Here is a 26064-nt window from a genome sequence, read left to right as displayed (position 1 = left end):
CCGCTATTTGCGGACGCGCGTCACGATCGAATCGACGAGGGCGGCCGCCAGGAGCACGAGCGCCCCGATGCCCAGCACGACACCCGCGGCGACAGTGCTGATCGGACCGGGATTGGCGGAAGCCGCCGTGGTCAGGTAGCCGAGCGACAGCACTCCGGCGACAACACCCACGACCACCAGCAGCGCCTGCCGCACAAACCCCATGAGCAGGCGGCGGTCGCGCCGGTCGGCGAGCAGCCTCACGTTGACGTTGAGCTTGCCCGTCTCGAGGGCGAGCCCCACCTGGTCGATGCGGCGCGGGAGGCGACGCACGCTGGGCAGCAGCGCCAGGACCTCGGTGGTGAGGATGCCGCGGATGTTGTCCGGCGTCATCTGGTCACGGATCTGGTCGCCCGCGAGCGCGCGCGCCTCCTCGAGCAGATCGAACCCGGGGAGCGTGGTGCGGAGGGTGCCCTCGAGGATCGCGAAGGCGCGGGCGGCCGCGATGAACTCGGCGGGCACGGTCATCCCGTAGTTGGTGAGAATGACCACGACGGCGTCGACGGTGTCAACGCTGACGCGGGCACCGGGGCCGAGTTCGTAGGTGACGAAGTTGCTCATCTCGCGGCGGAATGCGCTCTCGTCCGCGCCATCCCGCAGCGGCGACAGGGTGAGCAGTCCATCGGCGATGAGCTGGGTGTCGTTCTGCAGGTAGGCGATCAGCAGTTCCTGCACGGTCTCCCGCAGCTGCAGGTCAAGCCGCCCGACGGATCCGAAGTCCACAAGGGCTGGCTGGCCGTCGGTCAGCAGCATGATGTTTCCGGGGTGGAGGTCGGCGTGATAGATGCCGTCGAAGACGATCTGCCGCAGGAACGCCCGCAGCACAACACGCATGGCGTCGCTCGCATCGGGGCGTTCGTCGCGCGGCTTCTCGTTCCACGCGCTCAGGGTTTCGCCCTCCAGGAACTCCATGACCAGCACCCGGTCGGTCGAGAGGGAGCCGAACAGATCGGGAAGCCGCAGCTCGTCCGCGCGGGGGCCGCGCACCTGCATGGCCCGCATCGCCGACAGGTTGAGCGCCTCCAGGCGGAAGTCGAGCTGGCGCATCAGGTCGGCCGCGTACTGCTCAGCGATCGCCTTGATGCCGATCACCCGCGCCTGCGGGACCGTGCGGTGCACGAAGCCGGCGACCCGGAGCATGATGGCGACGTCGCGGCGCACCTCCGGGAGGATCCCGGGTCGCTGCACCTTGACGGCGACCGGAGTGCCGGCGATCAAAGTGGCCCGGTGCACCTGGCCGATGGATGCCGCGGCGATGGGCTCACGGTCGAAATCGGCGAACACGCTGGCGAGCGGTGCGCCGTACTCCTTCTCGAGCATCTCCTCGACCGCATCCCACGGCGCGGGCTGCACGCTCTGCTGCAGGAGGGACAGAGCCGTGACGAATTCGGGCGGCAGCACGTCGGTGCGGGTGGAGAAGAGCTGCCCCACCTTGACGAAGGCGCCCCCAGCTTCCTCGAGCGCGCGACGCAAACCATCGGCCTGCACTGCCCGCCGCGATGCGCCTGCCGGGTCCGTGGTGAAGTCGAGTTTGCGGAACGGCAGCAGCCCGTTCTTGCGGGCGATCCTCAACAGCTCACCGAAACGACGCCCCTGCGACAGCATGGATCCGTTCGTCGGCCGGTTCAGAACATCGGCCATGGTCAGCTGCGGCACAGCGGTGCCCGTCGGGACGTCCACGTTGTCAACTTTCTCCTCGATGGGTCCAGTCTGCGCTTACCCGCTGACGTTCTCCTGCGCTTGCCCGGCCGAACCAACCGTGCGAATGCTGTCCATCACCAGATCGAGAAGGTGGCGGGACCTCGCTTCGCGATCGGCATCGTTGTTGATCCGCCAGAGAAACCCCACGAGCAGCAGCACCTCCTCCTCGTCGATGTCGCTCCGGATCTGGCCGGTCGCCTTGCCCGCGTCCAACAAGAGCGCGATCGCGCCGGTCGTCGAGTCGTATCCCTCGTCGGAAAGCTGCTGCCGCATCACCGAGTGCAGTGCGCCGGCTAGGCCCTGCTTGATCCGGCCGTATTCGGCGAGCTTGTCGAACCACAGGCGCAGCGCGATGAGGGGCGGATGCTCCGCCAGCAGCGAAGGCGCGGCCGCGACCAACTCCGCCACGTCGTTGCGGTGCACGGCGAGCACGAGCGATTCCCGCGTCGGGAAGTGACGGTAGATCGTCCCCTGCCCAATTCCGGCGGAGCGGGCAATCGACTGCATCGTCGCCTCTCCCGAGATGGCGAGGGCGGCCCGGGCCGCGTCGAGGATGCGCACGCGATTGAGTTCCGCGTCGGCGCGCCGCACGGGAGCGCGCGGCTGCGGGGTCGGCTCGGCGCGTGACATCCGCTCTCCTCGTTGCTTAACGGACATATGTCCGATACGGTCGCTGCTGAACGGATATATGTCCGCTTAGTCAGTCTAGAGGAGCACGTCAGTCATGTCAGGAATTCAGAACAAGGTCATCGCCATCACCGGCGCGAGCAGCGGAATCGGGGAAGCGACAGCGCTCCACCTCGCCGAACAGGGAGCGAAGGTCGTGCTGGGTGCCCGCAGCACCGAGCGACTCGAGTCGCTCGCCGGCCGCATCCGCGACGCCGGTGGTGAGTCCGTCTACGCCGCGATCGACGTGCGCAGGCGGGAGGATCTCGCCAGGCTGGTGGACCTCGCGGTCGAGACGTTTGGCCGTCTCGACGTGCTGGTGAGCAACGCCGGGGTCATGCCCATTTCCGCGCTCGATGAGCTGAAGGTCGACGACTGGGACGCCATGATCGACGTCAACATCAAGGGCGTGCTGAACGGGATCGCTGCCGCGCTGCCCCTGTTCCGCGCGCAGAAGTCGGGACACTTCGTCAACACCGCCTCGACCGCCGCCCTGAAGGTGGTGCCCACCATGTCGGTCTACTCGGGAACAAAGATGGCGGTGCGCGCGATCTCCGAAGGTCTGCGCCAGGAGGCCGGGCCCGACCTGAGGGTCACGATCGTGACGCCGGGTATGACGCTGACGCCGGGCTCGACCGGAACGGGGCTGCCGTCGGCGGCGACCGCGATTGGCATCCCGGCGTCGGCCATTGCCCACGCCATCGGATACGCCATCGGCCAGCCCGCCACCGTGGATGTGGGCGAGATCGTCGTGCGACCGACTGCCCAGGCCTGACCGGTCAGCGGCGGCTGAGGGCCGCGACGACCTGCCGCGCGATGGTACGGCCGGCACGGTTTGCCCCAATGGTGCTCGCCTGCGGACCGTAGCCGGCGAAGAAGATCCGGGGGTCGCGCCACGACGTGCCGCCAGCGACGGTTATGCCGCCCGCCTTCTCGCGCAGCTTGAGCGACGCGAGGTGACGGAGTTCGGGCCGGAAGCCCGTGGCCCACAGGATGACGTCTGCCTCCTGGAACGTGCCATCCGCCCACCGCACGCCGGTCGGTTCGATCGCGGAGAACATGGGCTTGGCGACCAACAACCCGCGATCGATGCCTGCCTGGATGCGGCGGGTGCGGGCGACTCCCGTTCCGCTCACAATGCTGGGCAGCGCCTTGCCCGCGCGCGCCGCCTCGTCCGCCATCGCGACTGCGGCAACAGCTGCCTCGATGTTCAGTTCGGTGTCGTCGAGATAGACGATGGGGCTCCGGCTGACCCAGGTGAGGGACGCGGCGGATGACTCGAGCTCGAGCAAGAACCCAATGGCCGAGGTTCCCCCGCCGACCACCACGACGTTCTTGCCCGCGAGTTCTTCTGCCGACACGTAGTCGGAGGTGTGGATCTGGCGCCCGAGAAAATCGTTCCTGCCCGGGTACCAGGGAACAAATGGGGACCCCCAGGTGCCCGTCGCATTCACGACGATGGAGGTGGTGACCTGCTGGTCTCCCTCTGGGTCCCACACATTGACCACGAGGTCGGCACCGGCGTTCTGGATATCGGTAACCGACGCGGGGCGCACCACTTTCAGGTCATAGAAGGTCTCGTACTGCGCGTAGTAATCGGCCACCACATCACGCGCTGCGAGCGTGCGATCGGCGGTCTCGAAGCTCAGCCCAAGCGCATCCATGCCCGGCAGATCGGCGACGCGGTGGGCCGAGCCCAATCGGAGGGCGTCCCATCGGTGCTGCCATGCGCCGCCGGTTCCGGGCCCTCGGTCGAGCACGACGAAGTCGTTTCCCGGCTCAAGGCCGAGGCGTTTGAGATAGAACGAGACGGATAATCCGGCTTGCCCTGCGCCGATGACAACGACGGAAGTATCAGTCCCGGATGTCGTCACCCGACAACGTTAGTCGCAAGAGTATTAACGGTGCCTGAAAATGTGCTTCGCTCAGTATTCGAAAACGGTATTGAACACGTCATTTTGGGCGTAGTTTGTAACTCTGATCATCGCGGGATTCACCGCACGTCCCCACTCCACCGTCGCTTGAGGCATTGCACTCGAGACCTCAGGCTTGCGTGATAAAGTGATCGCTAGATTTTCACCTGTCAAAACTCGTATTTTCTACATGAGGGGGTCACGCATGGGGCGCGGCCGTCAAAAGGCAAAGCACACGAAGGTCGCCCGGGACCTCAAGTACTTCAGCCCGGACACCAACTACGGAGCTCTCGCTAACGAGCTGCACAGCGGCACGCCCGTTGCGCCGGTTTCTCCTGTCTCTCCCGAGATCGACAAGTGGTCGGAATACCTCGACGATGACGACAAGGACGATGAATACGTCGTCGGTCAGTACGACTCCAGCGAATACGACTCCGACGAGTCGTCGAAGAGCGCATAGCTTTCTCACCCCGGTGACGGCGGCACGGGTCATCCACCCGTAACGTCACCGTTGTCTGGCGTGCCCGGCGACCATCGCCGCCGGGGCTCGCGTGCGCTAGTTCGCGAAACTTCCCACGAGGCGCACGGCTCCGCCGTTGACACCCTTGGCGCCCTGGTCGAAACCGTCGAGGTCGCGGATGTCCATGGACACGTGCCCGGCGACCCAGGTGCGGATGCCGTGGGACTCGAGCAGCGTCGTGACCGCGGCTGCGGTGGCCGCATCGACGACGGCGAACATGCCGACGCCCAGGTTCCAGGTTCCCTCGGTCTCACCGAGGTTGAGCCCACCCAGCGAGGCGAGCACGCGGAAGACGGCGTTTGGCGACCACGAAGCCCGGTCGACCTCGACCCAGGATCCGACGGGAAGCACGCGCGCGAGGTTGGCGGCCATTCCGCCACCGGTCACGTGGCTGAGCGCGTGCAGCGCTCCGGGAATCTCGTCGAGCACGGCAACCAGCGGCTTCGTGTACAGCCGCGTCGGCTCGAGAAGGATCTCGCCGACGACCCCGCCCAGCTCCTCCGAGCGGTCGCTGAAGCCGGTGTTGGACTTGCGAAGAATGCTGCGCACGAGCGAATAGCCGTTGCTGTGGAATCCGGATGACTCGAGCGCCAGCACCACGTCGCCGTGCTGCACCCGCTCCGCACCCAGCGTGAGGCCTGCCTCCACCACGCCGACCGCGGCGCCGGCGACGTCGTAGTCGTCGGGCCCGAGGAGTCCCGGGTGCTCCGCCGTCTCTCCGCCGACCAGGGCGGTTCCCGTGGCGGTGCACGCCTCGGCGATACCCCGCACGATGGTGGCGATGCGGTCGGGCACAACCCGGCCGCAGGCGATGTAGTCGGTCATGAACAGCGGACGGGCGCCCACCACGATGATGTCGTCGACGACCATGCCCACGAGGTCCTGGCCGATGGTGTCGTGCTTGTCGAGCGCCTGCGCGATCGCGACCTTGGTGCCGACACCGTCGGTCGAGGTGGCCAGCAGCGGGTGGTCGTAGTCCTTGAGAGCCGAGACGTCGAAGAGGCCGGCAAATCCGCCCACTCCTCCAACCACCAGCGGGCCGTGCGTCTTCGCAACCGCCGACTTCATCAGTTCGACGGCAAGATCTCCGGCCGCGGTATCGACGCCGGCCTCACGGTAGCTGTTGCTCATGGGGTCAAGTCTGCCCGAATATCTGAGTAGCTGGGAGGAGCCCCCACGCAAGCGGGGTCGGCACCCGCCACCGTAGACTGACCGAGGTTTGTTTCTCTAGCGTCAGGAACCCCACAAACGCATGTGCGGCATCGTCGGTATTGTCTCCTCTCTCCCCGTCAACCAACAGGTGTATGACAGCCTGTCCCTTCTGCAGCACCGCGGACAGGACTCGACCGGTATCGCAACGGCCGACGGCGACACGTTCCACATCCAGAAGGCCAAGGGCCAGGTGCGCGAGGCGTACCGCACCCGCGACATGCGATCGCTGCTCGGCACCATGGGTCTTGGTCACGTGCGCTACGCCACCAAGGGCAATGCCGAGAACGAGGAAGAGGCCCAGCCCTTCTACGTGAACGCGCCCTACGGCATCGTGCTCGTGCACAACGGCAACCTGACCAACACCCGCGAGCTGACGCAGGAGCTCTTCCACGTCGACCGCCGCCACCTCAACACCTCCAGCGACACCGAGCTCCTGGTCAACGTTCTCGCGCACGAACTGCAGCAGCAGGTCTCCGGCACAACGGACCTCGATCCCGACCAGATCTTCGCCGCCATCTCCCGCGTGCACGAGCGCGTCGAGGGTTCCTACGCCGCCATCGCGCTGATCGCCGGCCAGGGAATGCTCGCCTTCCGCGACCCCTTCGGCATCCGCCCGCTGATCCTCGGCCGTCGCGCCCAGGGCCTCGTCGGAGAAGAGTGGGTCGTCGCCTCCGAATCCCTTGTGCTGGAGCACGGCGGCTACGAGGTCGTCCGCGACGTCGCTCCCGGCGAAGCGATCTTCATCGCCAGCAACGGCGAGATGTTCTCACGCCAGTGTGCTGCCAACCCCCGGCTCATCCCGTGCTCCTTCGAGTACGTCTACCTCGCCCGGCCCGACTCGGTCATGAACGGCATTTCCGTCTACGAAGCGCGCCTGCGCCTCGGTGACCGCCTGGCCGACACCATCGCCAAGTACGCCCCGATGGGTGACATCGACGTCGTCATGCCGATCCCGGACTCCGCCCGCCCCGCAGCGATGCAGGTCGCGCAGAAGCTCGGCGTCGAATACCGCGAGGGCTTCTACAAGAACCGCTACGTCGGCCGCACGTTCATCATGCCCGGCCAGGCCGAGCGCAAGAAGTCGGTCAAGCAGAAGCTCAACGCCATGGGCAGCGAGTTCAAGGGCAAGAACATTTTGATCGTGGATGACTCGATCGTGCGCGGCACCACGTCGAAGGAAATCGTGCAGATGGCCCGCGAGGCCGGCGCCAACAAGGTGACCTTCTCGTCGTCGGCTCCGCCCGTCCGCTACCCGCACGTCTACGGCATCAACATGCCGTCCCGTCGCGAGCTCATCGCGCACGGACGCAAGATCCCCGAGATCGCCCTCGAGCTCGGCGCCGACCACATGATCTACCAGGAAGTCGCCGACATGCAGGCGGCCATCATCGAGGGCTCGAACGTCACCGCCCTCGAGATGAGCTGCTTCACGGGCGACTACGTCACGGGCACCGTCACGCCGGAGTACCTCGCCTGGGTCGAGGCCAACCAGCTCAGCTAGTCGCTCGTCCCGTTTCGCACGGCCAGACGCCCAGTCGCACGTCCGGTTTCGGACGATCAGTCGCCGGGGCGCGTTTCGCCTGCGGTACCGTCGGGATCGGGGGCGGATGCCTCGGGCGCGGTGTATGCCTCCGGCTCCGTGTAGCTGGCGGCCGGGTCATCCGGCAGCTCGACCGCGGGGGTAGTGACGACAGTTGCCGACACCGTGCGGGCGCGGCGGGACGATGCCCAGTCGAGCAGGAGGGCGACGACGGCTCCGAGAAGCACGCCGCCGGTGATGCCGTAGAGGGCGAAGTAGCCGAACAGGGGGCCGAAGCCGATCTCGGGATCGATGGGCTGTGACGCCGTCAGGATGAACGCGACGATCGCGCCGATACCTCCGCCCATGATGATGAAGACGGGGATCTTGGGGGCACGCCGAATACGGACGTTCTCGTTCTGCTCTTCGGTGTTGCTCACGCCCCTATTCTCCCACCGTGGAGACTGGGCAGGTTCTGCTAGCGCGGCACGAAGATCGGCAGGTGGTCGGTGAGGTCCGCCCGCTGCCCGGACGCGGCGATCGAGCCCGCGGCGAGCGCGTCTGCCCAGCGCGCGGAGCCTGTCGCGATGGCCAGCCAGGTCGTGGCATCCATCTCCACCACATTGGGCGGAGTGCCGCGCGTGTGGCGGGGTCCCTCGATGGCCTGGACCGCACCGAACGGAGGAACGCGTACCTCGACGGTGTTGCCCTCCGCCTTCTCGGCGAGCAGCTGCAGGGTGTACCGCACGGCCATCGCCGTGGTCTCCCGGTCGGCGCCGCCGGCCAGCGCCGCGCGAACACTCGAGGAGCCAACGTCGTCTGCGATCCGTGCGCGTGCCATGAGTCAACGGTAGACCGTCGCACGGGGCCGCCGGTCGGACCGTCGCGTCGCCGCCGCCGGGCTGGTCTTCGCTCGGCGGCCGGCGTGCCGTCGCCGGTGAAGGTTTCAGCGCCGCTGCGCATCCCGCGCCGCTAACCTATGCAGGTGCGAATTCTTGTTCTCGGCTCCGGTGCTCGCGAGCACGCCATCATCACGTCCCTGCTGAGCGAAAACGCCGGCCACGAGATCACGGCGGCACCCGGCAATGCCGGCATCGCTGCGGCCGTGCCCGTCGTCGCGCTCGACCCGACCAACGGCAATGTCGTCGCGGGATACGCGATCGACAACGAGATCGAACTGGTGATCATTGGGCCGGAAGCCCCGCTCGTCGCCGGGGTCGCCGACAAGCTACGCACGCGCGGCATCGCGGTGTTCGGCCCGAGCAAGGCTGCCGCTGCCCTCGAGGGAAGCAAGACCTTCGCCAAGCGGATCATGGACGAAGCGGGCGTGCCCACCGGTCGCGCCACCCGCGCCGGCACACTCGTCGAGGCCGAGACCGCCATCGACGAGTACGGTGCCCCCTACGTCGTCAAGGCCGACGGCCTGGCGGCCGGCAAGGGCGTTCTCGTCACCCCCGACCGCATGGCCGCTCTCGAGCACGCCGAGTACTGGCTGCAGCACGGCAGCGTGCTGGTGGAGGAGTTCCTCGCCGGCCAGGAGGTGTCGCTGTTCCTGCTCAGCGACGGACACAACGTGGTTCCGCTGTCTCCCGCACAGGACTACAAGCGTGCCTACGATCGCGACGAGGGCCCCAACACCGGAGGCATGGGCGCCTACTCGCCGCTGCCGTGGCTCCCGGAGGGCTTCGTCGACGAGGTCATCGACACCATCGCGCTTCCCACGATCCGCCAGCTCGCGGCCGAGCAGAAGCCCTTCATCGGGCTCCTCTACTGCGGACTCATCCTGACTTCCCGCGGCATCCGCGTCATCGAGTTCAATGCGCGCTTCGGTGACCCCGAGACGCAGGTCGTTCTTCCCCGCCTCGTCACCCCACTCAGCGGCCTGCTCTACGCCGCCGCGACCGGCGGGCTGGGATCGCAGCCGTACCCGAAGTTCTCCGATGAGGTCGCCGTCACGGTGGTCCTCGCCAGCGAGGGCTACCCCGAGAATCCGATTACCGGTCGCCCCATCACCGGTCTCGACGCCGTCCGGGATGTCACCGTCGCCCACGCCGCGACCGCCAACGCCGACGGCGGATTCATCGCCACCGGCGGACGCGTTCTGAGCGTGGTCGCCCTTGGTGACACGTTCGCCGCGGCACGGGTCAAGGCGTACGCCGCACTCGAGCACATTCACCTCGAGGGCAGTCACTACCGCACCGACATCGCCGAGCGGGTCGCGTAATGGCCATCGATCACGTCGACCTTCCCGGATGGGACCACGTCTATTCCGGCAAGGTGCGCGACCTGTACCGCAGCCCCGAGCACCCCGACAGGGTTCTCATGGTCGCCAGCGACCGCGTCAGCGCCTATGACCACCTGCTCGAGCCGCCGATCCCGGGCAAGGGCGAACTTCTCACGTCGTTGAGCGTCTGGTGGTTTGGCCAGCTCGCGGATACGCCGAACCATCTGGCGACCGCCGCCGAGGCATCCGCTGTTCCCGCCTCGGTCGCCGCCCGGTCGATGCTGGTCAAGACGCTCGACATGTACCCGATCGAGTGTGTCGTTCGCGGCTACCTGTCGGGAAGCGGATGGCTCGAATACCAGGCAACCCAGAGCGTGTGCGGCATCGCGCTGCCGGCCGGTCTCGCCGACGGTGATCGCTTGCCGCAACCCATTTTTACCCCTGCATGGAAGGCTCCTCTCGGTGAGCACGACGAGAACATCTCGTTCGAGCGAACTGTCGAGATCGTGGGAGAAGACATCGCCGTCGCCCTGCGCGATGCCTCCCTTCGGATTTTCACGCAGGCCTCCGACATCGCCGAGGCGCGCGGCGTCATCCTCGCGGACACCAAGTTCGAGTTCGGGGATGATGCGGGCACGCTCACTCTCGGAGACGAAGTACTCACCTCCGACAGCAGCCGCTACTGGGATGCCGCCGTCTACGCGTCGGGCGACCGCACCGCGAGCTTCGACAAGCAGATCGTGCGGAACTGGCTGTCGGCGAACTGGGACAAGACGGGAACCCCTCCCGAGCTTCCGGCCGACATCGTCGCGCAGACCGCTGCGCGCTACGGAGAACTGATCGCGCGACTCACGTCCTGAGCCGCACTGTGGCAATCACGGTGATTTCCATAATCCGGTAGTAAATCTCCCAATCCGATTTCGGGCCCACGCCGAATCTTCTTATGGATGGTGGAGACGCTAACCCGAATGGCTATCCACCGTTCGTAATTCACCGGGGAGGGCCCCGATCGCACTGCGGTCGGGGCCCTTTGCGTGCGCCCTCTCAACGCGAGGTGGAGTCAGCAACGCTGCCCATCGGGGTACATTTGTTACGCCGCGTGTCATAGTTTGTGACGGCCAGGTTAAATCGCGAGATTGCGTAGCCTTTTCCTGAAATATGTCGCGGAGTATGACCCCCGACCGGCTACTCTCTGGTGGGGGCATCACGACACCTGTTAGCCGTGCACACTCCGTCCCATCACTGGTGGGAGTCCGTCCTGACGGACGCATCATTTTCGTTTTGTCCTGCGAGCTCCAATTCGTGAGGGCGCAGGTCACAACATCAAGGGAGTCGAGTTGAAGAAGCTCACCACAATCATCACCGCTACGGTCGCGGGCGCTGCCCTCGTTCTCGGTGCCGCAACCGCAGCCTCGGCGTACCCGGTCGGCATTGACCCCGTCATCAGCGTCAAGACCACCGGCCTCGTCGCCTCCAGTGTCGTTCCCGTCAAGCTGAACAACGTGCAGTCCGGCGCCATCGTGCAGTACGCCGTCGACGGCCGCGTCGTCGCCAACGGTGTTGGTGGCAAGACCGCCACGTTCCGCGCCCCGGGACTCGCCGGTGAGTACACACTCGCCGCCCGCATCCGGAGCGGCGTCGAGACCGACAGGACGCTCGTCACCGAGATCACCGTCGGCAAGATCGTCGCCGGCCTCTCCGCCAAGGCCACCGCCTCGACCGTGAAGAAGAACGCGAAGGCCACCATCACCGGTGCAGCCGTGACCGCTCCCCGGTCGACCGGCTTCGTCGTCGTGAAGGTTCAGGTTCGCACGGCCAAGACGGCGTACCAGACGATCAAGACCATCCGCACCGAGTCCAATGGCAAGTACTCGTACTCGTTCAAGCTCGGCAAGGGCACCTACGCGGTACGCATCATCACCGGTGACGCGCAGTTCAGCGGAGCAGTCAGCAACGCCACGCAGGTCACCTTCAAGTAACTCTTGACCTCAAGCGCCACAGAGGGACGGCCGTCGGACTCCGACGCCGTCCCTCTTCTTTCCCCCGATAGCGGCCAGAAGCCGCGCCACCGGCATCGTCGCGCCTGGATCATCGCGATCGTTGTGGTCGCCGTACTCATCGTCTACACCGGCGCTCGCGGCTACGCGGTCGCCGCCCCCCTGCAGAAGATAGTCAGCCTCGCCGATTCGGTGGGCGCCCACGCCCGCGCCGGTGACATCTCCGCCGTTGCCGCGGATCTGCGCGAAATCGACCGGCTTGCGAGTGACTCTGCCTCCGCCGCCGGAGACCCCATGCTCGCCGCGGCATCCGCTCTCCCCCTTCTCGGCGACGACGTATCGGCGCTGACCTCCGTCTCCCGCACGGCCGCGAACATCTCGTCCGCCGCGGCCCCGCTGGTCGCCGTACTCCCGAAGCTCGAATCGGGCCTCGTCGGCACCGACGGACGCATCGATATCACCGCCGTTGCGTCCCTCGCCGACGGTGTCACCTCCCTGTCCGACGCGCTCGACGCAGGACAGAAGACAATCGCCGGCATCGACCGCTCCGGCCTGGTCAGTCAACTGGGCGATGCCGTGGCCAAGCTGGACACCGGCCTGACCGCGGCCAGCGCCGGGCTGTCCAAGTTCTCGCCCATCGTTCGCGCCCTGCCGATCCTCCTCGGCGAGTCCGGCCAGCGCGACTGGCTCGTGATCTTCCAGAACCTCAGTGAGGCCCGCGGCACCGGCGGACTCATCAGCGCCTGGGCCTCCCTCACCACCGACCGGGGCAAGCTCGTGATGCACAAGGTCGGCAGCAACGACGTGCTGGCGGCCAACGACCCGGTGCCACAGACCGGACTCCCCGAGGAATTCGTCAACTTCTGGGGAAACGACGCCACCCAGTGGCTCGACATGAACACGTCCGCCCACTTCCCGTACACCGGCCAGCTCGCGCAGAACGGCTGGAAGAAGCTCACCGGCCAGACCATCGACGGTGTCGTGACCATCGGCCAGGGCGTCGTGCAGACCCTCATCGCCGCGACCGGCGCCATCACCGTGCGCGGCTACGAGGTGACACCACAGAACGCGGAGTCGTTCCTGTCCAAAGACATTTACGCCGCCTTCCCCGATGTCGCCGAAAAGGACGCCGTCGTCAGCGAACTCATCGGCCAGGTGTTTACGCGCATCAGCACGGGCAAGCTGAACTTCTCATCGATGGTGACGTCGGCGTTCTCCAGCACCACCACCGACCGCATGCTGATGTGGTCGAGCAACGCCGACGATGAAAAACTCATTGTGAAAGCGGATGTCGGGGGCATCGTTCCCACCACGTTCGGCCCGACCGCGGTCGTGGCCATCAACAACGGCGGTGGCAACAAGCTCGAGGCGTACCTCCACACCACCGTGGATTACGCCCTGCAGAGCTGCGGCGCTACCGATTCCGGAGGCGCTCCTGCCCGCAATGCCACCCTCACCGTCACGCTGACGAACTCCGCGCCCGCGGGACTGCCGATCTACGTCACGCCCCGGGGAGACCAGAACCTCGACGGAGTGCCCCGCGCCGTCGGCTCGAACCGCGAATACCTCAGCGTCTACCTTCCCGTCGGCGCGGAGGAGAACGGGCTGGCGCTCGACGGCGAGCTCGAGTCGGCCACCGAGGCCGTCGAACGTGATCGCGTTCTCGTTCTCGAACCGGTCGAAATGGCACCCGGTCAGACCCGCGTCTTCACGGTCAAGTGGCTGGAACCGTCGGTCGAGCCGTCTACCGGCAAGGCGATGACCGGCACCCCCACGGTGCTGCTGTCCCCGCTGCTCAACGACCCCAAGGTGACAGCGGCCACGGTCGCGCCCTGCCCGGTCGAATGAATCTCTGGCCAGAAGGCCCGCCGGGGAATTAGACTCGGTGTTTTAGTTGTTGGGACAACCATGAACACGAATTCCGAGAACCTGCTCGCTGCCGACACGGCCATGGGTCCGGTCACGCTACTGGTGGCCGACCTCGACGCCATGACGAAGTACTACCGCGACGCGGTGGGACTGCAGGTGCTCTCCGAGGGCGCGGGAAGCACCACGCTCGGGCGCGGCGCCACGACCGTGATGATCCTCGAGTACGCGCCGGAGCTGAAGCACGCCGCTCCAGGTCAGGCCGGGTTGTTCCACACCGCCATCCTGTTCGACTCCGAGCGCGCACTCGCGGCAGTTCTCTACTCGGTAGCGCGGCAGTACCCCGGCAGCTTCACCGGCAGCGCCGACCACCTCGTGAGCAAGGCTTTCTACTTCAACGACCCCGAGGGCAACGGCGTCGAGCTCTACTGGGACCGTGACCGCTCGCTGTGGAGCTGGACCCACGGCGTCATCGAGATGGCCACCATCTACCTCGACCCCAACCAGTTCATCCAGGACAACATCACCGAGGAACTCATCGCCAACCCGGTCGACGGTGGCGCCGTCGTCGGTCACGTGCACCTCTCCGTCGGCGACACCGCCAGCGCCCGCGAGTTCTACATCGACCGCCTCGGCTTCGAGTCGACGATCGAGATTCCGGGACAGGCGCTGTTCGTCAGCGCCGGCAAGTATCACCACCACATGGCAATGAACGTGTGGAACAGCCGCGGTGCCGGCCGCCGCCAGCGCACCCTCGGCCTCGGACAGGTCGACATCGTCGTGCCCTCCGCGGACGACCTGGGAGCGTTGACCGAGCGGATGTCCCACTTCGGCGTCAGCACGCGCGACGATGGTCAGACCGTTGCCTTCGATGACCCGTGGGCGAACCTGATCCGGGTGACAACAGCCTCCTGACCCGTTGGCGGCTAGGCGGGGCTGTCGACGTCCGCACTGGAACGGGCGTCGATGAGCCAGCCGTATTCCGCCGAGGGATCCCGCACGAGCGTGATCACATCCTGCGACCTGGGCGTGGATGTCCATCCACCACGGTCGTCGTCATAGAACCAGTTCTTGCCGACCACCACGACGGTGGCGGTGTCACCGTCAACGACGACGCCATCCCATCTCGTGGCCTCGAAGCGGTTGGACGTCCAATCGGTAAACGTGCCACCCGGCCTGTTGTCAGCCATGCCCGCATCCCACTCGAGACTGTCGCTGGCGACAAACCGGGGCGTGGCAACGGTGGCGAGCAACTTCCGCCGCTCGCGCTGTCCCTCGGGCGAGACCGCGTAGTCGTACTGTGCCTGCTGGCTTTCGTGCGAGAGCGCCACGTCGGTGCGTCCCATTGACGTCTCGACGGCGAGCATGGCGGGGACGGAAGCCCGCAGCGCCGCGATATCCGCCGCATCGCCGCGGTCGGCACGAGGCACGACGAGGCCGTTCTCGCCCCGCGCGAGCGGGGGCTGGTTCGCGACGACCGCCACGACCGACGCCGCAACGACGCCGAGTCCGATGACCGAAAGGGTCAATGTCAGAACCAGCCGTGAACGTCGAGCCATGGATCCCCCATCCGTGAATAAACGTCACCCTATCCCGGCTGGTCGCTCTCTTCCTCCATGACTTCTCGAGGACAGGAATAGCTGCGTGAACGGAACACCGGCTCGATAAACTCCACTGCATGAGTGATGCGCCGACGATCGACCCACGGTGGAGCCTCGTGGTCGCGGCCCTGCAGGCGCCGGTATTGCTCGCACAGGCGCGGCGAATGCGCAGGGTCATCCCCCGCCTGCCTGACGCGGCGCAGCCGTGGACCGGCGCATCCGCCACCGACGCTCCGGCCTCGAGCAAGGTCACCCCGCTGCGGATCCTCGTGCTCGGCGATTCGACGGCCGCCGGCGTGGGCGCCGACACCCAGGATGACGCGCTCCCCGGCCACCTCGCCCGCGCGCTCACCGCCGACAGCGGTCGCCCGTACACCTGGCGGGCGATCGGCGAGAACGGCGCCACGTCGTGGGACATCGCTCACCGTTTCATTGGTCCGGCCACCCTGGACCGATACGACTTCATCTTCCTGAGCATCGGGGCCAACGATGCGCTCGGGCTGCGCACGCGGGGTGCCTTCCGCCGGGACATCCGCACCATCCTGCGCCGCCTGCGCGCCGCCAGTCCGACCGCGACGATTCTCGTGTCGAGCCTGCCCGCGTTCTTCCGCTTCGAGGCGCTGCCCGACCCGCTGCGCCGCACGCTCTACCTGCACTCGATGTCGCTCGAGAACGCCGCCCGCGCTGTGGTCGAGCAGGAACCGGGGGTGCGGATGTCCCCACCTCCGCCTCCCTACACAGCGGGGTTCTTCGCCAGCGACCGGTTCCACCCCAGCTCCAGCGGATACCGCGACTGGGCGCACTTCGCCCTCGAAGACGCGGGGATCATCCCGCCGGCCGCGACCACGGCGACCGCAGCGGCCCAGCCGGCCGCGACTACGGCGCCCGCAGCGGCCGCCACTCCCGCAGCGCACGGGACCCCCGGGGCCGCCACGACACTGGGCACCCCCGCCGATGATGGGGCGGTGGCGTGATGACCACACTGTCCACGGTCGAAGAAGTTGCCGACGTGATCGCGACGGCCGGGGCATCCGCTTCGCGCACCATCGTTGGCATCGTCGGACCTCCCGGCGCGGGCAAGTCGACCGTCGCCGCCCTCGTGGTCGAGCGTCTGGGACCGATCGCCACGCTGCTTCCGATGGATGGCTTTCACCTGCCGCAGGCGCGCCTCGTCGAGCTGGGCAGGCGCGAGCGCATGGGGGCGCCCGACACGTTCGATGTGCCCGGCTTTCTGCGGGTGCTCACGGCGCTGGCGGGGTGGGAATCCGGAGCCAGCTCCGACGGAGGCACCGCGACGGGCGCTCCCGCCGACCGCGTGCTGGCCCCGGGCTTCGACCGAACCATCGAGGAGGCAGTGCCCGACGCCATCGCGATCGATGCCGCCACGCCCATCGTCGTCGTGGAGGGCAACTACCTGCTGCTCGATACCGACGGCTGGGAGTACGTCGCGCCCCACCTCGACGTCACCTTTTACGTGGATGTCGACCCCGCGATTCGGCAGCAGCGTCTCATCGAGCGGCATGTCAGGTATGGAAAGACTCCGGATGCCGCGCTGGAGTGGTCGCTCGGACCAGACGAGGCCAACGCGCGGCTGATCGAGGGCACCGCGGCGAGCGCGGACCACGTCATCCGCCTGTTGCACTGACCCGGCCGGGGCGGCAATCGCGGCGGCCGCGATCACCCGCGGACCGGGCTACAGCGACCCGGCGGGGGATACTGCCGCTCAGGTAGACTGGCCGCATCCACCGACTGCCAAATTTTTTGGAGTATTTCGTGCCTACAATCGTCGTCGAGATCATGCCCAAGGCTGAACTGCTCGACCCGCAGGGCAAGGCCGTAGGCGGCGCACTCGCGCGTCTCGGTAAGTCCCAGTTCTCCTCCGTCCGCATCGGCAAGCGCTTCGAGGTCGTCGTCGATGGCACGGTTGACGCCAGCACGATCGCCGAGATCCGCGAGCTCGCCGAGGACATGTTCTCCAACTCGGTCATCGAGGACGTCGTCGAGATCACCGTCGACGGTGTCGCCGTCGAGGCAGTGTCCGCGTAATGCGCGTCGGAGTCATCACCTTCCCGGGATCGCTCGACGATCGCGATGCCCAGCGTGCCGTGCGTGTTGCCGGTGCGACTCCCGTTGCCCTCTGGCACGGCGACCACGACCTGCAGGGTGTTGACGCCGTCATCCTTCCCGGTGGTTTCAGCTACGGCGACTACCTGCGGGCCGGCGCCATTGCCAGCCACGCCCCGATCATGGCCGAGGTCATCGACGCTGCCAACAAGGGTGTTCCGGTACTTGGCATCTGCAACGGATTCCAGATGCTCGCCGAGGCGCGCCTCGTCCCGGGCGCCCACACGCGGAACGCGCACCAGCAGTTCATCCGCCGTGACCAGAAGCTGCGCGTCGAGAACGCGTCGACCGCCTGGACCAACGAGTACTCCACCGGCGCCGAGATCATCATCCCGCTGAAGAACGCCGACGGCCGCTACGTCGCAGACGCGGAGACCATCGCCCGCGTCGAGGGCGAGGGCCAGGTCGTGTTCCGCTACGTGGACATCAACCCCAACGGCTCGATGAACGACATCGCGGGTGTCTCCAACTCCGCCGGTAACGTGGTCGGCCTCATGCCCCACCCCGAGCACGCGGTCGAGGAGGGCTTTGGCCCCGACACCGCTGCCGCGATGGCATCCGGCACCGACGGGCTGGGCTTCTTCACCAGCGTCATCCGCTCCTTCGTTACCGCGTAGGCGTAATTCCGTGCCTCGCGGGGCTCTGGACAGGCGGGATTCCGCCGAGCACAGTCCCGCCAGCCGGCATCTCTTGACATAAGAGCATCGAAGGCGCAGAAATGGTTGTCTCGCGCGCCGGATCACAACCATTTGTGCTCCTTCGAGGAGGAATGGCGTACCGCGGCGCCATAACCCCGCCGAAGGGGCCCGGATGGGTTCTCCCGGGCGGCGCGACGCTTGGGCGCGGCCCCGGGGCGCTGCCGACCGGGGGGGGGCGCGACCCCTACGGCGCGATACCGATGCGGGGCGCGCTGCCCATCGCCGCGAGCTCGATCGCTTCGTCGACGCTCAGCAACGGGAGCACCTCGCCGACCAGGCCCGCGAAGGGCCAGCGCTGCCACGCGCCCTGCAGATAGTCGACCGCTGCCTGCAGATGCCGCGGGGAGTAGTTGTGCACGCCCGTCACCGTGAGTAGCCCCGACACGATCCGCCGCGGGTCGATGCTGACCTCGGCCGCCGCCTTCTCCGCCCCGGACTTCTGCGCACCCGCGAGCACCACAACGCCCCCGACATCCACCGCATCCACGAGCGGACGCACGGCCAGGTTCGCTCCCGACATCTCCAGCCCGATCGTCACCCGCGACCGTTGCACGCCCAGGGACCGCAACACGCTCGCCAGGCTGTAGCGGGAAGCGGATGTCGCGAGCGGGTCCGCGACCGCAACGGCACCGAAGCTCAGGGCGAGGGCACGACGCTCGGGGTCGGGGTCACTCACGACGACCCGGGCACCGGCGTCCGTCGCCATGGCGGTAGCCGTGAGCCCGCGGACGCCCGCGCCCGTGATCACCACGGTCGCCCCGGCGAGGGACACGGTCTTCTGTGCCGCCTCGAGCGCGGCCACCACTGTCGCGGTCGCACAGGACACGGGAACGGCCACGGCGGCAGGCAGCTCGTCTCCGAGCAACACGATGCCGGTACCGGCGAGGACGTGGGAATGGGAGGCGAAGGCTCCCGAGAGCTCCCAGCCCCGGGCCATCCGCTCATGTCCATATTCTTTGAGGGTCAGGCACGTGGAGCTGAGACCTGCCTTGCAGCGGTAGCACTTGCCGCAGGGGGCGATGGCCGACCATGCGACGCGGGAACCGATCTCGACCGGGCGGCCATCGACGGCTTTCACGCGGGCTCCGCCGCCGATCGCGACGACGCGGCCGATGCGTTCGTGGCCGAGCACCGACGGAGCGGGCGCGGGCGGGACGCGATGGCCGGCGGTGGTGCGCACGTCCGACCCGCAGATGGCGGCCAGCTCGATGGCGACGAGGACGTCCCCGGTTTCAAGCTTCACGTGGGGGATGGCGACGAGTTCGTGTGCGCGGCCGGTGCCGGGCCACGCCATGGCAAAGGCCGGAGGGGTGAATTCGAACTGCCCGGGGTGGGGCAGGGTCGCCCGCCTAGGCATGGTCACGAGTCCCGTCGGCGGGATCCAATTGAGAACGCGCCTCTGCTCCCCCGATCAAATCCACGCCGACGTTGTCACCGGTCGCACCGTCCGGTTAACGGTTTAGCTAAGTCCACGTCACTGAACTCGCGGTAAACGGGGGGTGTCGGTCGTGCGCTGGGGCGGAGGGCTGGGCTGGCGGGCGGTGCCAGGGTGGGTCGGCGCGAGGCGGGCGGTGCCTGGGGTGGGCTGGGTGGGGCGAGGCGGGGTGCGCCCGCCTACGGTTTTGCAGCGGGCGGGTCATCCACTTCAATGATGGGCATCGACTGGGTGATGATCGGGATCGCCTGCGTGAACTGGTTGGCGCGCTCTTCTGCCTCGGCGGTGCCCGTGAACAGGCCGATCTGGTCGGTGTGCGCGGCCTGTTCCTTGACCTTCTGCTTGGGACGCGGGCTCTCGGTGACCGTCTGCACGCGGGTGCGCGGGATTGCGGCCTCGTCTTGCGACTGGATCCACTCGATCATCTCTTCGCGCACGAAGCAGCGCAGGTCGAACAGCGTGGGTGCGTCGATCGCGGTCACGAGGATGCGCACGCGCACGAAGCCGCCGACGGCGTCGGTGACCTGCAGCACAGAGGCGCGGCCGTCCCAGATGGTGGTGCGGGTGAGGATGTCCGCGAGTTCCTGGCGCATGGCGACCGGGCTGACGCGCCAGTCGAGGTCGAGCTCGACCGAGCCGAGGAGCTCGCTGCTGTTGCGCGTCCAGTTCTCAAAGGGCGTGGTCGTGAAGTACGTGGAGGGGAGCACCATGCGGCGGTCATCCCAGATGTGCACGACGACGTAGGTCAGCGTGATCTCTTCGATGCGGCCCCACTCGCCCTGGGCGATGACGACGTCGTCAACGCGGATTGCGTCGCTGAAGGCCAGCTGCACCCCGGCGAAGACGTTCGCAAGGGTGGACTGGGCGGCGAGACCGGCCACGATACTGACGAGGCCGGCCGAGGCAAGCAGGCTCGTGCCGAGCGCCTGCACACCCGGGAACGTCAGCAGGATTGATCCAAAGGTGAGCACCGCGACGATGACGACACCCAGCCGACGCACCAGCGCGAGCTGGGTCTGCATGCGGCGGGCGACCTTGTTGTCGGGGATGTCGGTGCGGTAGCGCGCCATCCCGAGTCCTGCCGCGAAGGCGATCAGCCGGGCGGCAAGCCACCCTGCCGTCGCGATGACGGCGATGAGGAAGGTGTGGTTGAGGCCCGCGCGCCACTCCTCATCGGGAAGGGTCGCGGTGACTGCGCTCCACGCGGCGATCAGCACGATCAGCAGCCGGAACGGGTGGCGGGCACCGCTGGCGAGCGCACCGGGCCACTCGCGGCGGCGGGCCGCACCCCGCACGATCAGCGCGATAAACGCGATGACGATCAGCGCGGCGACAACAGCGATCGCGACCGCGACCGCCAACCCAAGCCATGACTTCCACTCGAACATGAGGCCCCATCCCATCGGCGTGCTTCAAGGCTAGGTGGCGGATGACTCCGCGCCCAAACTCGCCCGTGGCGCGCGCGTCACTTTGCGGCAACCGGCAAGGGGATTCATCGCTGGCTCACAGCAGCAGCACCGGCCTCCGCCACCGCGTCGTACGGACCCCACGGGGTCGTGCGCAGCGCGGGGCAGTGTTCCGGCGTCGGATGGCTGACGATGTGGATCATGTGGTCGAGTGCTCCACGTGCCGCCTCGAGGTCAGCCATCGCGGCGCTGATCCGGTCGCGCTCGGCGGCCAGCACCTCGAACACTTCGGGCGACGCCGTTGCGCTCTCGATACACGGCAGCAGCTGCAGGATCGTGCGGCTGGACAGCCCGGCGGTGAAGAACTGCTGGATCAGCCGCACACGCTCGACCGCGGACTCGGCGTAGGTGCGCTGGTCGCTGGCGGTGCGCTCCGGGGACAGCAGGCCCTGCTCCTCGTAGTAGCGGAGGGCCCTGGTGCTCACTCCGGCCTGCCGCGCCACATCGCCAATCCGCATCAGACGGACTCCTTCTCTTTGCAGTTTCGCTTACGACTTGACCTTAACGTCAACGTCAACGTTTAGCGTAGCCCTCGCCGGTGCGCCCGCGCCCGGCAGCCCACACAGAACGACTACAGAAAGCCTGAACACATGATCGTCACCGACCAGATCGCCCTCGTCACCGGAGCCAACCGCGGCATCGGCCGTCAGTTCGTCCTTGAGCTGCTCGATCGCGGGGCGAGCAAGGTCTACGCCACGTCGCGTCGCCCCGAGGAGCTCGCATTCGAAGACAGCCGCGTGGTGCCGCTGCGGCTCGATCTCGTCGACCCGGCGTCGGTGACGGCGGCAGCCGCGGCTGCCCAGGACGTGACCCTGCTCGTGAACAACGCGGGCATCTCGACGGGCGCCTCCCTCATTACCGGCGATCTCGCAGAGATCCACCGCGAGATGGACACCCACTTCTGGGGAACGCTCGGCGTCATTCGCGAGTTCGCGCCGATCCTCGCCACCAACGGCGGCGGAGCGATCGTCAACGTGCTGTCAGCGCTGTCGTGGTTCTCGACTTCTACCGGGGGTTCCTACGCCGCGGCAAAGGCGGCCGAGTGGAACATGACCAATGGCGTGCGCGGCGAGCTCGCTGGCCAGGGCACGCTCGTGCAGGGTGTGCTGCTCGGCGCCGCGGACACCGACCTCACCGCCGGGTACGACGGGCCCAAGATCGACCCTCGCGACGTCCCGCGTCTGTCATTTGACGGCCTTGCCACCGGCTCGATCGAAGTGATCGTCGACGACTGGACGGCAATGGTGAAGGCCTCCCTCGCCGGAGACCCCGCAGAGTTCTACGCCAAGATGGCGCAGCTGCTCGGCTAGCCAGCCGACTGACGCGCTCCGCTCGATCGAAGGAGCAAAGATGGTCGCCATGGTCTTGCCACAGCGACCATCTCTGCTCCTTCGATGCATCCTCGGCATGCCTGTGTACAGGTGCGGCAGCGCGTCCGGTACTCGCTGCACGCTAGCCAGATGTCTCCTCGTGATCGATTGCCCCCGGAGTTCCGTGCTGTTCCCTTCACCGTTGGTGACGCCATTGGCGCCGGCATCACCCGAGGCCAACTTCGCAACCCGAAATTCGGTCGGCCGTTTTACGGCCTGCGCGTTCCCCCGTCACCCCAAATGCGCCCACCGGCAGCACAGCCGACCGAACTGGCCCTGATCGTCGACCGTTGCCGCGCCTACCTGCCGCTCCTCAAGCCGGGGCAGTTTTTCAGTCATGTGACGGCCGCCCGCCTCTGGGGTTGCCCGCTCCCCACTCGATCGGGCCCCACGGAACCGCTCCACGTCACTGGCCCCCATCAGTCCGGAGCCCCTCGGAGGGCGGGGGTTGTTGGCCACCGAATTGAACCGCACCTCGCCCGAATCACGTGGAGGTTTGGATTGCCGGTGAGCGACGCACCGACAACATGGCTCAGCATGGCGAGTTCCCTTCCGCTCGACGAACTTGTGGTCGCCGGAGACCATCTCATCCTCGACCCTGTCGTTCTCGACCCCCACGACCTCAGGCCCCACACCAGCATCGAAGCACTCGCGCAAGCCGTGGCATCGTCGCATGTGCGGGGTACCCGGGATGCGGATGCCGCGCTGCGAATGCTCCGCCAAGGATCTGAATCGCGACCAGAGACCCTGGTGCGTTTGCTACTGGTTCGCGCCGGCCTGCCGGAGCCGGAAATAAACGTCGAGATTCGGGATGCCAACGGAAGGTTGCTGGGGCGGGGCGATCTGGTCTACAGGCTCTGGCGCACGTTGATTGAGTACGACGGCGACCACCATCGCACGAATGCGTTCCAGTACAACAAGGACATCACGCGCATCGAACGCTTCAATGAGGAGGGGTGGAGCACGGTGCGGGTCAGAAAGGCAGCTCTCTTTGGCGCTCCCGATGACGTGGTGGCAAGGGTCACGCGAGCACTACGCCGCGGTGGGTGGCCCGGTTGACGAAATTGCACCGAAGGAGCGCAGATGGTCGTTGATCCGGTGAGATGCAGACCATCTTTGCTCCTTCGATGGATGCGGACGGCAGGCAACGCGCGCGCGGGCCGCGTCGTGGGTTTTGCGCCGAATGGGCACGATGGGCCATCCCGTACCGCCGGGAGCGCACTCGACTAGAATTGGGGCTTCCGGCACACCCTCGATACAGGAGCCCTCTCCCTCGTGAGTACCCCCACCAGTCTTGGGGCCAGCACAGCTGCGCCCGACACCGTCGCAAACGCTCAGGCAACGCCGGATCGGGAGCAGCCCTACGGCGCTCTGGGTCTGAAGGCAGATGAGTACGCGAGCATCCGCGAGATCCTCGGGCGCCGCCCCACCAGCGGTGAGTTGGCGATGTACTCCGTGATGTGGAGCGAACATTGCTCGTACAAGTCGAGCAAGAACTACCTGCGCCAGTTCGGCCAGAAGGTTTCGCCCAAGATGAAGAAGAACCTCATGGTGGGCATGGGCGAGAACGCGGGCGTCGTGGACGTCGGTGAAGGCTGGGCCGTCACTTTCAAGATCGAGTCACACAACCACCCCAGCTACATCGAGCCGTTCCAGGGCGCAGCCACCGGCGTCGGCGGCATCGTGCGCGACATCATCTCGATGGGCGCTCGCCCGGTCGCCGTCATGGACGCCCTGCGCTTCGGCGACATCGACCACCCCGACACCGCCCGTGTCGTGCACGGCGTCACCAGCGGCATCAGCTTCTACGCCAACTGCCTTGGGCTGCCGAACATCGGCGGTGAGACCTACTTCGACTCGGTCTACCAGGCCAACCCGCTCGTGAACGCACTCGCCGTGGGCGTGCTTCGCCACGAAGACCTGCACCTGGCCAATGCCCGCGGCGTGGGCAACAAGGTCGTGTTGTTCGGGGCCCGCACCGGCGGAGACGGTATCGGCGGGGCATCCATTCTTGCCTCCGACTCCTTCTCTGCAGGCGGCCCGACCAAGCGCCCCGCGGTTCAGGTCGGCGACCCGTTCGCCGAGAAGGTGCTCATCGAGTGCTGCCTCGAGCTGTTCGCGCAGGACCTCGTCGAGGGCATCCAGGACCTGGGCGCCGCCGGCATCAGCTGCGCGACGAGCGAGCTCGCCTCGAACGGTGACGGTGGAATGTTCATCGAGCTGTCCAAGGTGCTGCTGCGCGACCCGAGCCTGACGGCCGAAGAGATCCTGATGTCCGAGAGCCAGGAGCGCATGATGGCGATCGTGACTCCCGAGAAGCTCGACGGCTTCCTCGCCGTCGTCAAGAAGTGGGATGTCGAGACCAGCGTGCTCGGCGAAGTGACCGATACCGGCCGCCTCATCATCAACTGGTACGGCGAAGAGATCGTCAATGTCGAGCCGCGCACCGTCGCGATCGACGGCCCGGTCTACGACCGTCCGGTCAGCTACCCCACCTGGATCGAAGCGCTGCAGGCCGATTCCGCCTCCAAGTTCGTGCGCCCGACCGAGGGCGCGGCCCTGCGCGAGCAGGCCCTTCGCCTTCTCGGCAGCGCCAACCTCAGCGACAAGAGCTGGATCACCAATCAGTACGACACCTACGTCATGGGCAACACCGCCCTGAGCTTCCCCGACGACGGCGGCATGGTCCGCGTCGACGAGGAGTCCGGTCTCGGTTTCGCCGTCGCCACCGACGCCAACGGACGCTACTGCCAGCTCGACCCCTACGTCGGCGCGCAGCTCGCCCTCGCGGAGGCCTTCCGCAACGTCGCCGTCACGGGAGCGACCCCGGTCGCCGTCAGCGACTGCCTCAACTTCGGCTCCCCCGAGAACCCGGAGGTCATGTGGCAGTTCAGCAAGACCGTCGAGGCCTTGAGCGACGGATGCCTCGAGCTGGAGATCCCCGTCACGGGCGGTAACGTCAGCTTCTACAACCAGACCGGCGATGTGCCGATCCACCCGACCCCCGTCATCGCCGTGCTCGGCGTGATGGACGACGTTGCCAAGCGCATCCCGTCCGGCTGGCAGGACGAGGGCGACAACATCTACCTCCTCGGCACGACCAAGCTCGAGCTGGACGGCTCGGCCTGGGCAGGAGTCATCCACGACCACCTCGGCGGCCGTCCCCCGGCCGTCGACCTCGGCGCCGAGCAGCGCCTCGCGTCGCTCATCGCGGCCGGCAGCGAGCAAAGCCTCATCGCCAGCGCCCACGACCTTGCCGACGGCGGGCTCGCGCAGTCGCTGGCCGAGGCCACGATGCGCTTCGGCGTCGGAGCCCGCATCTGGCTCGGCGAGATCATGGAACGTGACGGCGTGGACGCCGCGACAGCACTGTTCAGCGAGTCGACCGGCCGCGTGATCGTCAGCGTCCCGCGCGAGGAAGACGTCAAGTTCCAGGGGCTGTGCGAGGGCCGCGGATACCCCGTCCTGCGCATCGGAGTCACCGACGCGCAGACGCCGGCGCTCGAGATCCAGGACCTGTTCACCATCTCGCTCGATGAGCTGCGCGGCACGCACCGCGCGACGATGAGCGAGCGGTTTGGCGCGGTCATCGGCCAGTAGCACCCACGTCGAGAGCCCGGCACGAGGCATCCACTTCTCGGATGCGGCGTGCCGGGTTCTTCATTTCTGCGCAATATGTGCAGCGCGTGCAACTTTCGAGGGTCCGCGGCCTT

25 protein-coding genes are annotated in these 26064 nt (G+C 67.1%); 15 read left to right on the top strand and 10 right to left on the bottom strand.

Features of this window, described 5'->3' with window-relative positions; genetic code table 11:
• Positions 1 to 3: 3 nt before the first annotated feature.
• Both HB677_RS09205 and HB677_RS09200 read right to left on the bottom strand, forming a co-directional pair.
• Entirely contained in the window at positions 4 to 1719 is a 1716-nt protein-coding gene (locus HB677_RS09205; RefSeq protein ID WP_213815401.1) for an AarF/ABC1/UbiB kinase family protein, read from the bottom strand.
• A gap of 36 nt (positions 1720 to 1755) precedes the next feature.
• Positions 1756 to 2370, bottom strand: coding sequence for a TetR/AcrR family transcriptional regulator (locus HB677_RS09200; protein WP_213815400.1), 615 nt, complete (start codon positions 2368 to 2370; stop codon positions 1756 to 1758).
• Between the two features lie 94 nt (positions 2371 to 2464).
• Between HB677_RS09200 and HB677_RS09195 the strand changes: the two genes are divergently transcribed.
• Entirely contained in the window at positions 2465 to 3181 is a 717-nt protein-coding gene (locus tag HB677_RS09195; protein ID WP_213815399.1) for an SDR family oxidoreductase, read from the top strand.
• Between the two features lie 4 nt (positions 3182 to 3185).
• Here HB677_RS09195 and HB677_RS09190 read toward each other — a convergent pair whose 3' ends face one another.
• Positions 3186 to 4280, bottom strand: a complete 1095-nt coding sequence (locus HB677_RS09190; RefSeq protein WP_213815398.1) for an NAD(P)-binding domain-containing protein — start codon at positions 4278 to 4280, stop codon at positions 3186 to 3188.
• Positions 4281 to 4524: 244 nt separating this feature from the next.
• Between HB677_RS09190 and HB677_RS09185 the strand changes: the two genes are divergently transcribed.
• Entirely contained in the window at positions 4525 to 4779 is a 255-nt protein-coding gene (locus HB677_RS09185; RefSeq protein ID WP_213815397.1) for a DUF3073 domain-containing protein, read from the top strand.
• A gap of 96 nt (positions 4780 to 4875) precedes the next feature.
• Here the strand turns inward: HB677_RS09185 and purM are convergent, their stop codons facing one another.
• Complete coding sequence (gene purM / locus HB677_RS09180) at positions 4876 to 5970, bottom strand: phosphoribosylformylglycinamidine cyclo-ligase (RefSeq protein WP_213815396.1); 1095 nt, start codon at positions 5968 to 5970, stop codon at positions 4876 to 4878.
• A gap of 121 nt (positions 5971 to 6091) precedes the next feature.
• Between purM and purF the strand changes: the two genes are divergently transcribed.
• Positions 6092 to 7552: an amidophosphoribosyltransferase gene (gene purF / locus HB677_RS09175; protein WP_213815395.1), complete on the top strand. Its 1461-nt coding sequence runs from the start codon at positions 6092 to 6094 to the stop codon at positions 7550 to 7552.
• 56 nt (positions 7553 to 7608) lie between these two features.
• Here purF and HB677_RS09170 read toward each other — a convergent pair whose 3' ends face one another.
• Entirely contained in the window at positions 7609 to 8010 is a 402-nt protein-coding gene (locus HB677_RS09170) for a hypothetical protein (RefSeq protein ID WP_213815394.1), read from the bottom strand.
• Between the two features lie 38 nt (positions 8011 to 8048).
• Positions 8049 to 8411: a sterol carrier family protein gene (locus HB677_RS09165; RefSeq protein WP_213815393.1), complete on the bottom strand. Its 363-nt coding sequence runs from the start codon at positions 8409 to 8411 to the stop codon at positions 8049 to 8051.
• 144 nt (positions 8412 to 8555) lie between these two features.
• Here HB677_RS09165 and purD point away from each other — a divergent pair, with 144 nt between their 5' ends.
• The 5 genes from purD to HB677_RS09140 all read left to right on the top strand — a co-directional run bounded on the left by purD (position 8556) and on the right by HB677_RS09140 (position 14572).
• On the top strand, positions 8556 to 9794 hold the full coding sequence (purD, locus tag HB677_RS09160) for a phosphoribosylamine--glycine ligase (protein WP_213815392.1): 1239 nt from the start codon (positions 8556 to 8558) through the stop codon (positions 9792 to 9794).
• Positions 9794 to 10654: a phosphoribosylaminoimidazolesuccinocarboxamide synthase gene (locus HB677_RS09155; protein WP_213815391.1), complete on the top strand. Its 861-nt coding sequence runs from the start codon at positions 9794 to 9796 to the stop codon at positions 10652 to 10654. The genes purD and HB677_RS09155 overlap by 1 nt, the downstream gene beginning before the upstream one ends.
• A 477-nt stretch (positions 10655 to 11131) precedes the next feature.
• On the top strand, positions 11132 to 11773 hold the full coding sequence (locus tag HB677_RS09150; RefSeq protein ID WP_213815390.1) for a hypothetical protein: 642 nt from the start codon (positions 11132 to 11134) through the stop codon (positions 11771 to 11773).
• Between the two features lie 3 nt (positions 11774 to 11776).
• A complete protein-coding gene (locus HB677_RS09145; protein WP_213815389.1) occupies positions 11777 to 13639 on the top strand; it encodes a DUF4012 domain-containing protein in 1863 nt (620 codons plus the stop codon).
• 60 nt (positions 13640 to 13699) lie between these two features.
• Entirely contained in the window at positions 13700 to 14572 is an 873-nt protein-coding gene (locus HB677_RS09140) for a VOC family protein (protein ID WP_213815388.1), read from the top strand.
• Between the two features lie 11 nt (positions 14573 to 14583).
• On the opposite strand, the gene HB677_RS09135 is transcribed toward HB677_RS09140, so the two are convergent.
• Positions 14584 to 15216, bottom strand: coding sequence for a hypothetical protein (locus HB677_RS09135; RefSeq protein ID WP_213815387.1), 633 nt, complete (start codon positions 15214 to 15216; stop codon positions 14584 to 14586).
• 119 nt (positions 15217 to 15335) lie between these two features.
• Here HB677_RS09135 and HB677_RS09130 point away from each other — a divergent pair, with 119 nt between their 5' ends.
• The 4 genes from HB677_RS09130 to purQ all read left to right on the top strand — a co-directional run bounded on the left by HB677_RS09130 (position 15336) and on the right by purQ (position 17999).
• On the top strand, positions 15336 to 16232 hold the full coding sequence (locus tag HB677_RS09130; protein ID WP_213815386.1) for an SGNH/GDSL hydrolase family protein: 897 nt from the start codon (positions 15336 to 15338) through the stop codon (positions 16230 to 16232).
• Positions 16232 to 16903, top strand: coding sequence for a nucleoside/nucleotide kinase family protein (locus HB677_RS09125; protein ID WP_213815385.1), 672 nt, complete (start codon positions 16232 to 16234; stop codon positions 16901 to 16903). The genes HB677_RS09130 and HB677_RS09125 overlap by 1 nt, the downstream gene beginning before the upstream one ends.
• Before the next feature lie 128 nt (positions 16904 to 17031).
• A complete protein-coding gene (purS, locus tag HB677_RS09120; protein WP_213815384.1) occupies positions 17032 to 17304 on the top strand; it encodes a phosphoribosylformylglycinamidine synthase subunit PurS in 273 nt (90 codons plus the stop codon).
• Complete coding sequence (gene purQ, locus HB677_RS09115) at positions 17304 to 17999, top strand: phosphoribosylformylglycinamidine synthase subunit PurQ (protein ID WP_213815383.1); 696 nt, start codon at positions 17304 to 17306, stop codon at positions 17997 to 17999. Before purS ends, purQ begins: the two co-directional genes overlap by 1 nt.
• Positions 18000 to 18264: 265 nt before the next feature.
• Here the strand turns inward: purQ and HB677_RS09110 are convergent, their stop codons facing one another.
• The 3 genes from HB677_RS09110 to HB677_RS09100 all read right to left on the bottom strand — a co-directional run bounded on the left by HB677_RS09110 (position 18265) and on the right by HB677_RS09100 (position 21439).
• On the bottom strand, positions 18265 to 19437 hold the full coding sequence (locus HB677_RS09110; RefSeq protein ID WP_213815472.1) for an alcohol dehydrogenase catalytic domain-containing protein: 1173 nt from the start codon (positions 19435 to 19437) through the stop codon (positions 18265 to 18267).
• 257 nt (positions 19438 to 19694) lie between these two features.
• Positions 19695 to 20903 carry a mechanosensitive ion channel family protein gene (locus HB677_RS09105; RefSeq protein ID WP_213815382.1) on the bottom strand — a complete coding sequence of 403 codons (1209 nt, stop codon included), beginning with the start codon at positions 20901 to 20903 and terminating at the stop codon, positions 19695 to 19697.
• Between the two features lie 104 nt (positions 20904 to 21007).
• Positions 21008 to 21439 carry a MerR family transcriptional regulator gene (locus HB677_RS09100; protein WP_213815381.1) on the bottom strand — a complete coding sequence of 144 codons (432 nt, stop codon included), beginning with the start codon at positions 21437 to 21439 and terminating at the stop codon, positions 21008 to 21010.
• A 132-nt stretch (positions 21440 to 21571) separates the two neighbouring features.
• On the opposite strand from HB677_RS09100, the gene HB677_RS09095 reads away from it, so the two are divergent.
• The 3 genes from HB677_RS09095 to purL all read left to right on the top strand — a co-directional run bounded on the left by HB677_RS09095 (position 21572) and on the right by purL (position 25951).
• Complete coding sequence (locus HB677_RS09095) at positions 21572 to 22291, top strand: SDR family oxidoreductase (RefSeq protein WP_213815380.1); 720 nt, start codon at positions 21572 to 21574, stop codon at positions 22289 to 22291.
• 567 nt (positions 22292 to 22858) lie between these two features.
• A complete protein-coding gene (locus HB677_RS09090) occupies positions 22859 to 23410 on the top strand; it encodes a hypothetical protein (RefSeq protein ID WP_213815379.1) in 552 nt (183 codons plus the stop codon).
• Positions 23411 to 23626: 216 nt separating this feature from the next.
• A complete protein-coding gene (gene purL, locus HB677_RS09085; protein ID WP_213815378.1) occupies positions 23627 to 25951 on the top strand; it encodes a phosphoribosylformylglycinamidine synthase subunit PurL in 2325 nt (774 codons plus the stop codon).
• The last annotated feature ends 113 nt before the right edge of the window (positions 25952 to 26064 follow it).

Source organism: Glaciihabitans sp. dw_435 (assembly GCF_018449675.1).
Classification (GTDB): domain Bacteria; phylum Actinomycetota; class Actinomycetes; order Actinomycetales; family Microbacteriaceae; genus Glaciihabitans.
Note: the sequence above shows the minus strand (reverse complement) of the source record. Positions and strands in the feature narration are given on the sequence as shown.

Excerpts from the sequence above, each read along its gene's own strand:
- HB677_RS09200 (WP_213815400.1), bottom strand. The coding sequence starts at position 2,370 with ATGTCACGCGCCGAGCCGACCCCGCAGCCGCGCGCTCCCGTGCGGCGC.
- HB677_RS09195 (WP_213815399.1), top strand. The coding sequence starts at position 2,465 with ATGTCAGGAATTCAGAACAAGGTCATCGCCATCACCGGCGCGAGCAGC.
- HB677_RS09185 (WP_213815397.1), top strand. The coding sequence starts at position 4,525 with ATGGGGCGCGGCCGTCAAAAGGCAAAGCACACGAAGGTCGCCCGGGAC.
- purM (WP_213815396.1), bottom strand. The coding sequence starts at position 5,970 with ATGAGCAACAGCTACCGTGAGGCCGGCGTCGATACCGCGGCCGGAGAT.
- purF (WP_213815395.1), top strand. The coding sequence starts at position 6,092 with ATGTGCGGCATCGTCGGTATTGTCTCCTCTCTCCCCGTCAACCAACAG.
- HB677_RS09165 (WP_213815393.1), bottom strand. The coding sequence starts at position 8,411 with ATGGCACGCGCACGGATCGCAGACGACGTTGGCTCCTCGAGTGTTCGC.
- HB677_RS09155 (WP_213815391.1), top strand. The coding sequence starts at position 9,794 with ATGGCCATCGATCACGTCGACCTTCCCGGATGGGACCACGTCTATTCC.
- HB677_RS09140 (WP_213815388.1), top strand. The coding sequence starts at position 13,700 with ATGAACACGAATTCCGAGAACCTGCTCGCTGCCGACACGGCCATGGGT.
- HB677_RS09135 (WP_213815387.1), bottom strand. The coding sequence starts at position 15,216 with ATGGCTCGACGTTCACGGCTGGTTCTGACATTGACCCTTTCGGTCATC.
- HB677_RS09130 (WP_213815386.1), top strand. The coding sequence starts at position 15,336 with ATGAGTGATGCGCCGACGATCGACCCACGGTGGAGCCTCGTGGTCGCG.
- HB677_RS09125 (WP_213815385.1), top strand. The coding sequence starts at position 16,232 with ATGACCACACTGTCCACGGTCGAAGAAGTTGCCGACGTGATCGCGACG.
- purQ (WP_213815383.1), top strand. The coding sequence starts at position 17,304 with ATGCGCGTCGGAGTCATCACCTTCCCGGGATCGCTCGACGATCGCGAT.
- HB677_RS09110 (WP_213815472.1), bottom strand. The coding sequence starts at position 19,437 with ATGCCTAGGCGGGCGACCCTGCCCCACCCCGGGCAGTTCGAATTCACC.
- HB677_RS09105 (WP_213815382.1), bottom strand. The coding sequence starts at position 20,903 with ATGTTCGAGTGGAAGTCATGGCTTGGGTTGGCGGTCGCGGTCGCGATC.
- HB677_RS09100 (WP_213815381.1), bottom strand. The coding sequence starts at position 21,439 with ATGCGGATTGGCGATGTGGCGCGGCAGGCCGGAGTGAGCACCAGGGCC.
- HB677_RS09095 (WP_213815380.1), top strand. The coding sequence starts at position 21,572 with ATGATCGTCACCGACCAGATCGCCCTCGTCACCGGAGCCAACCGCGGC.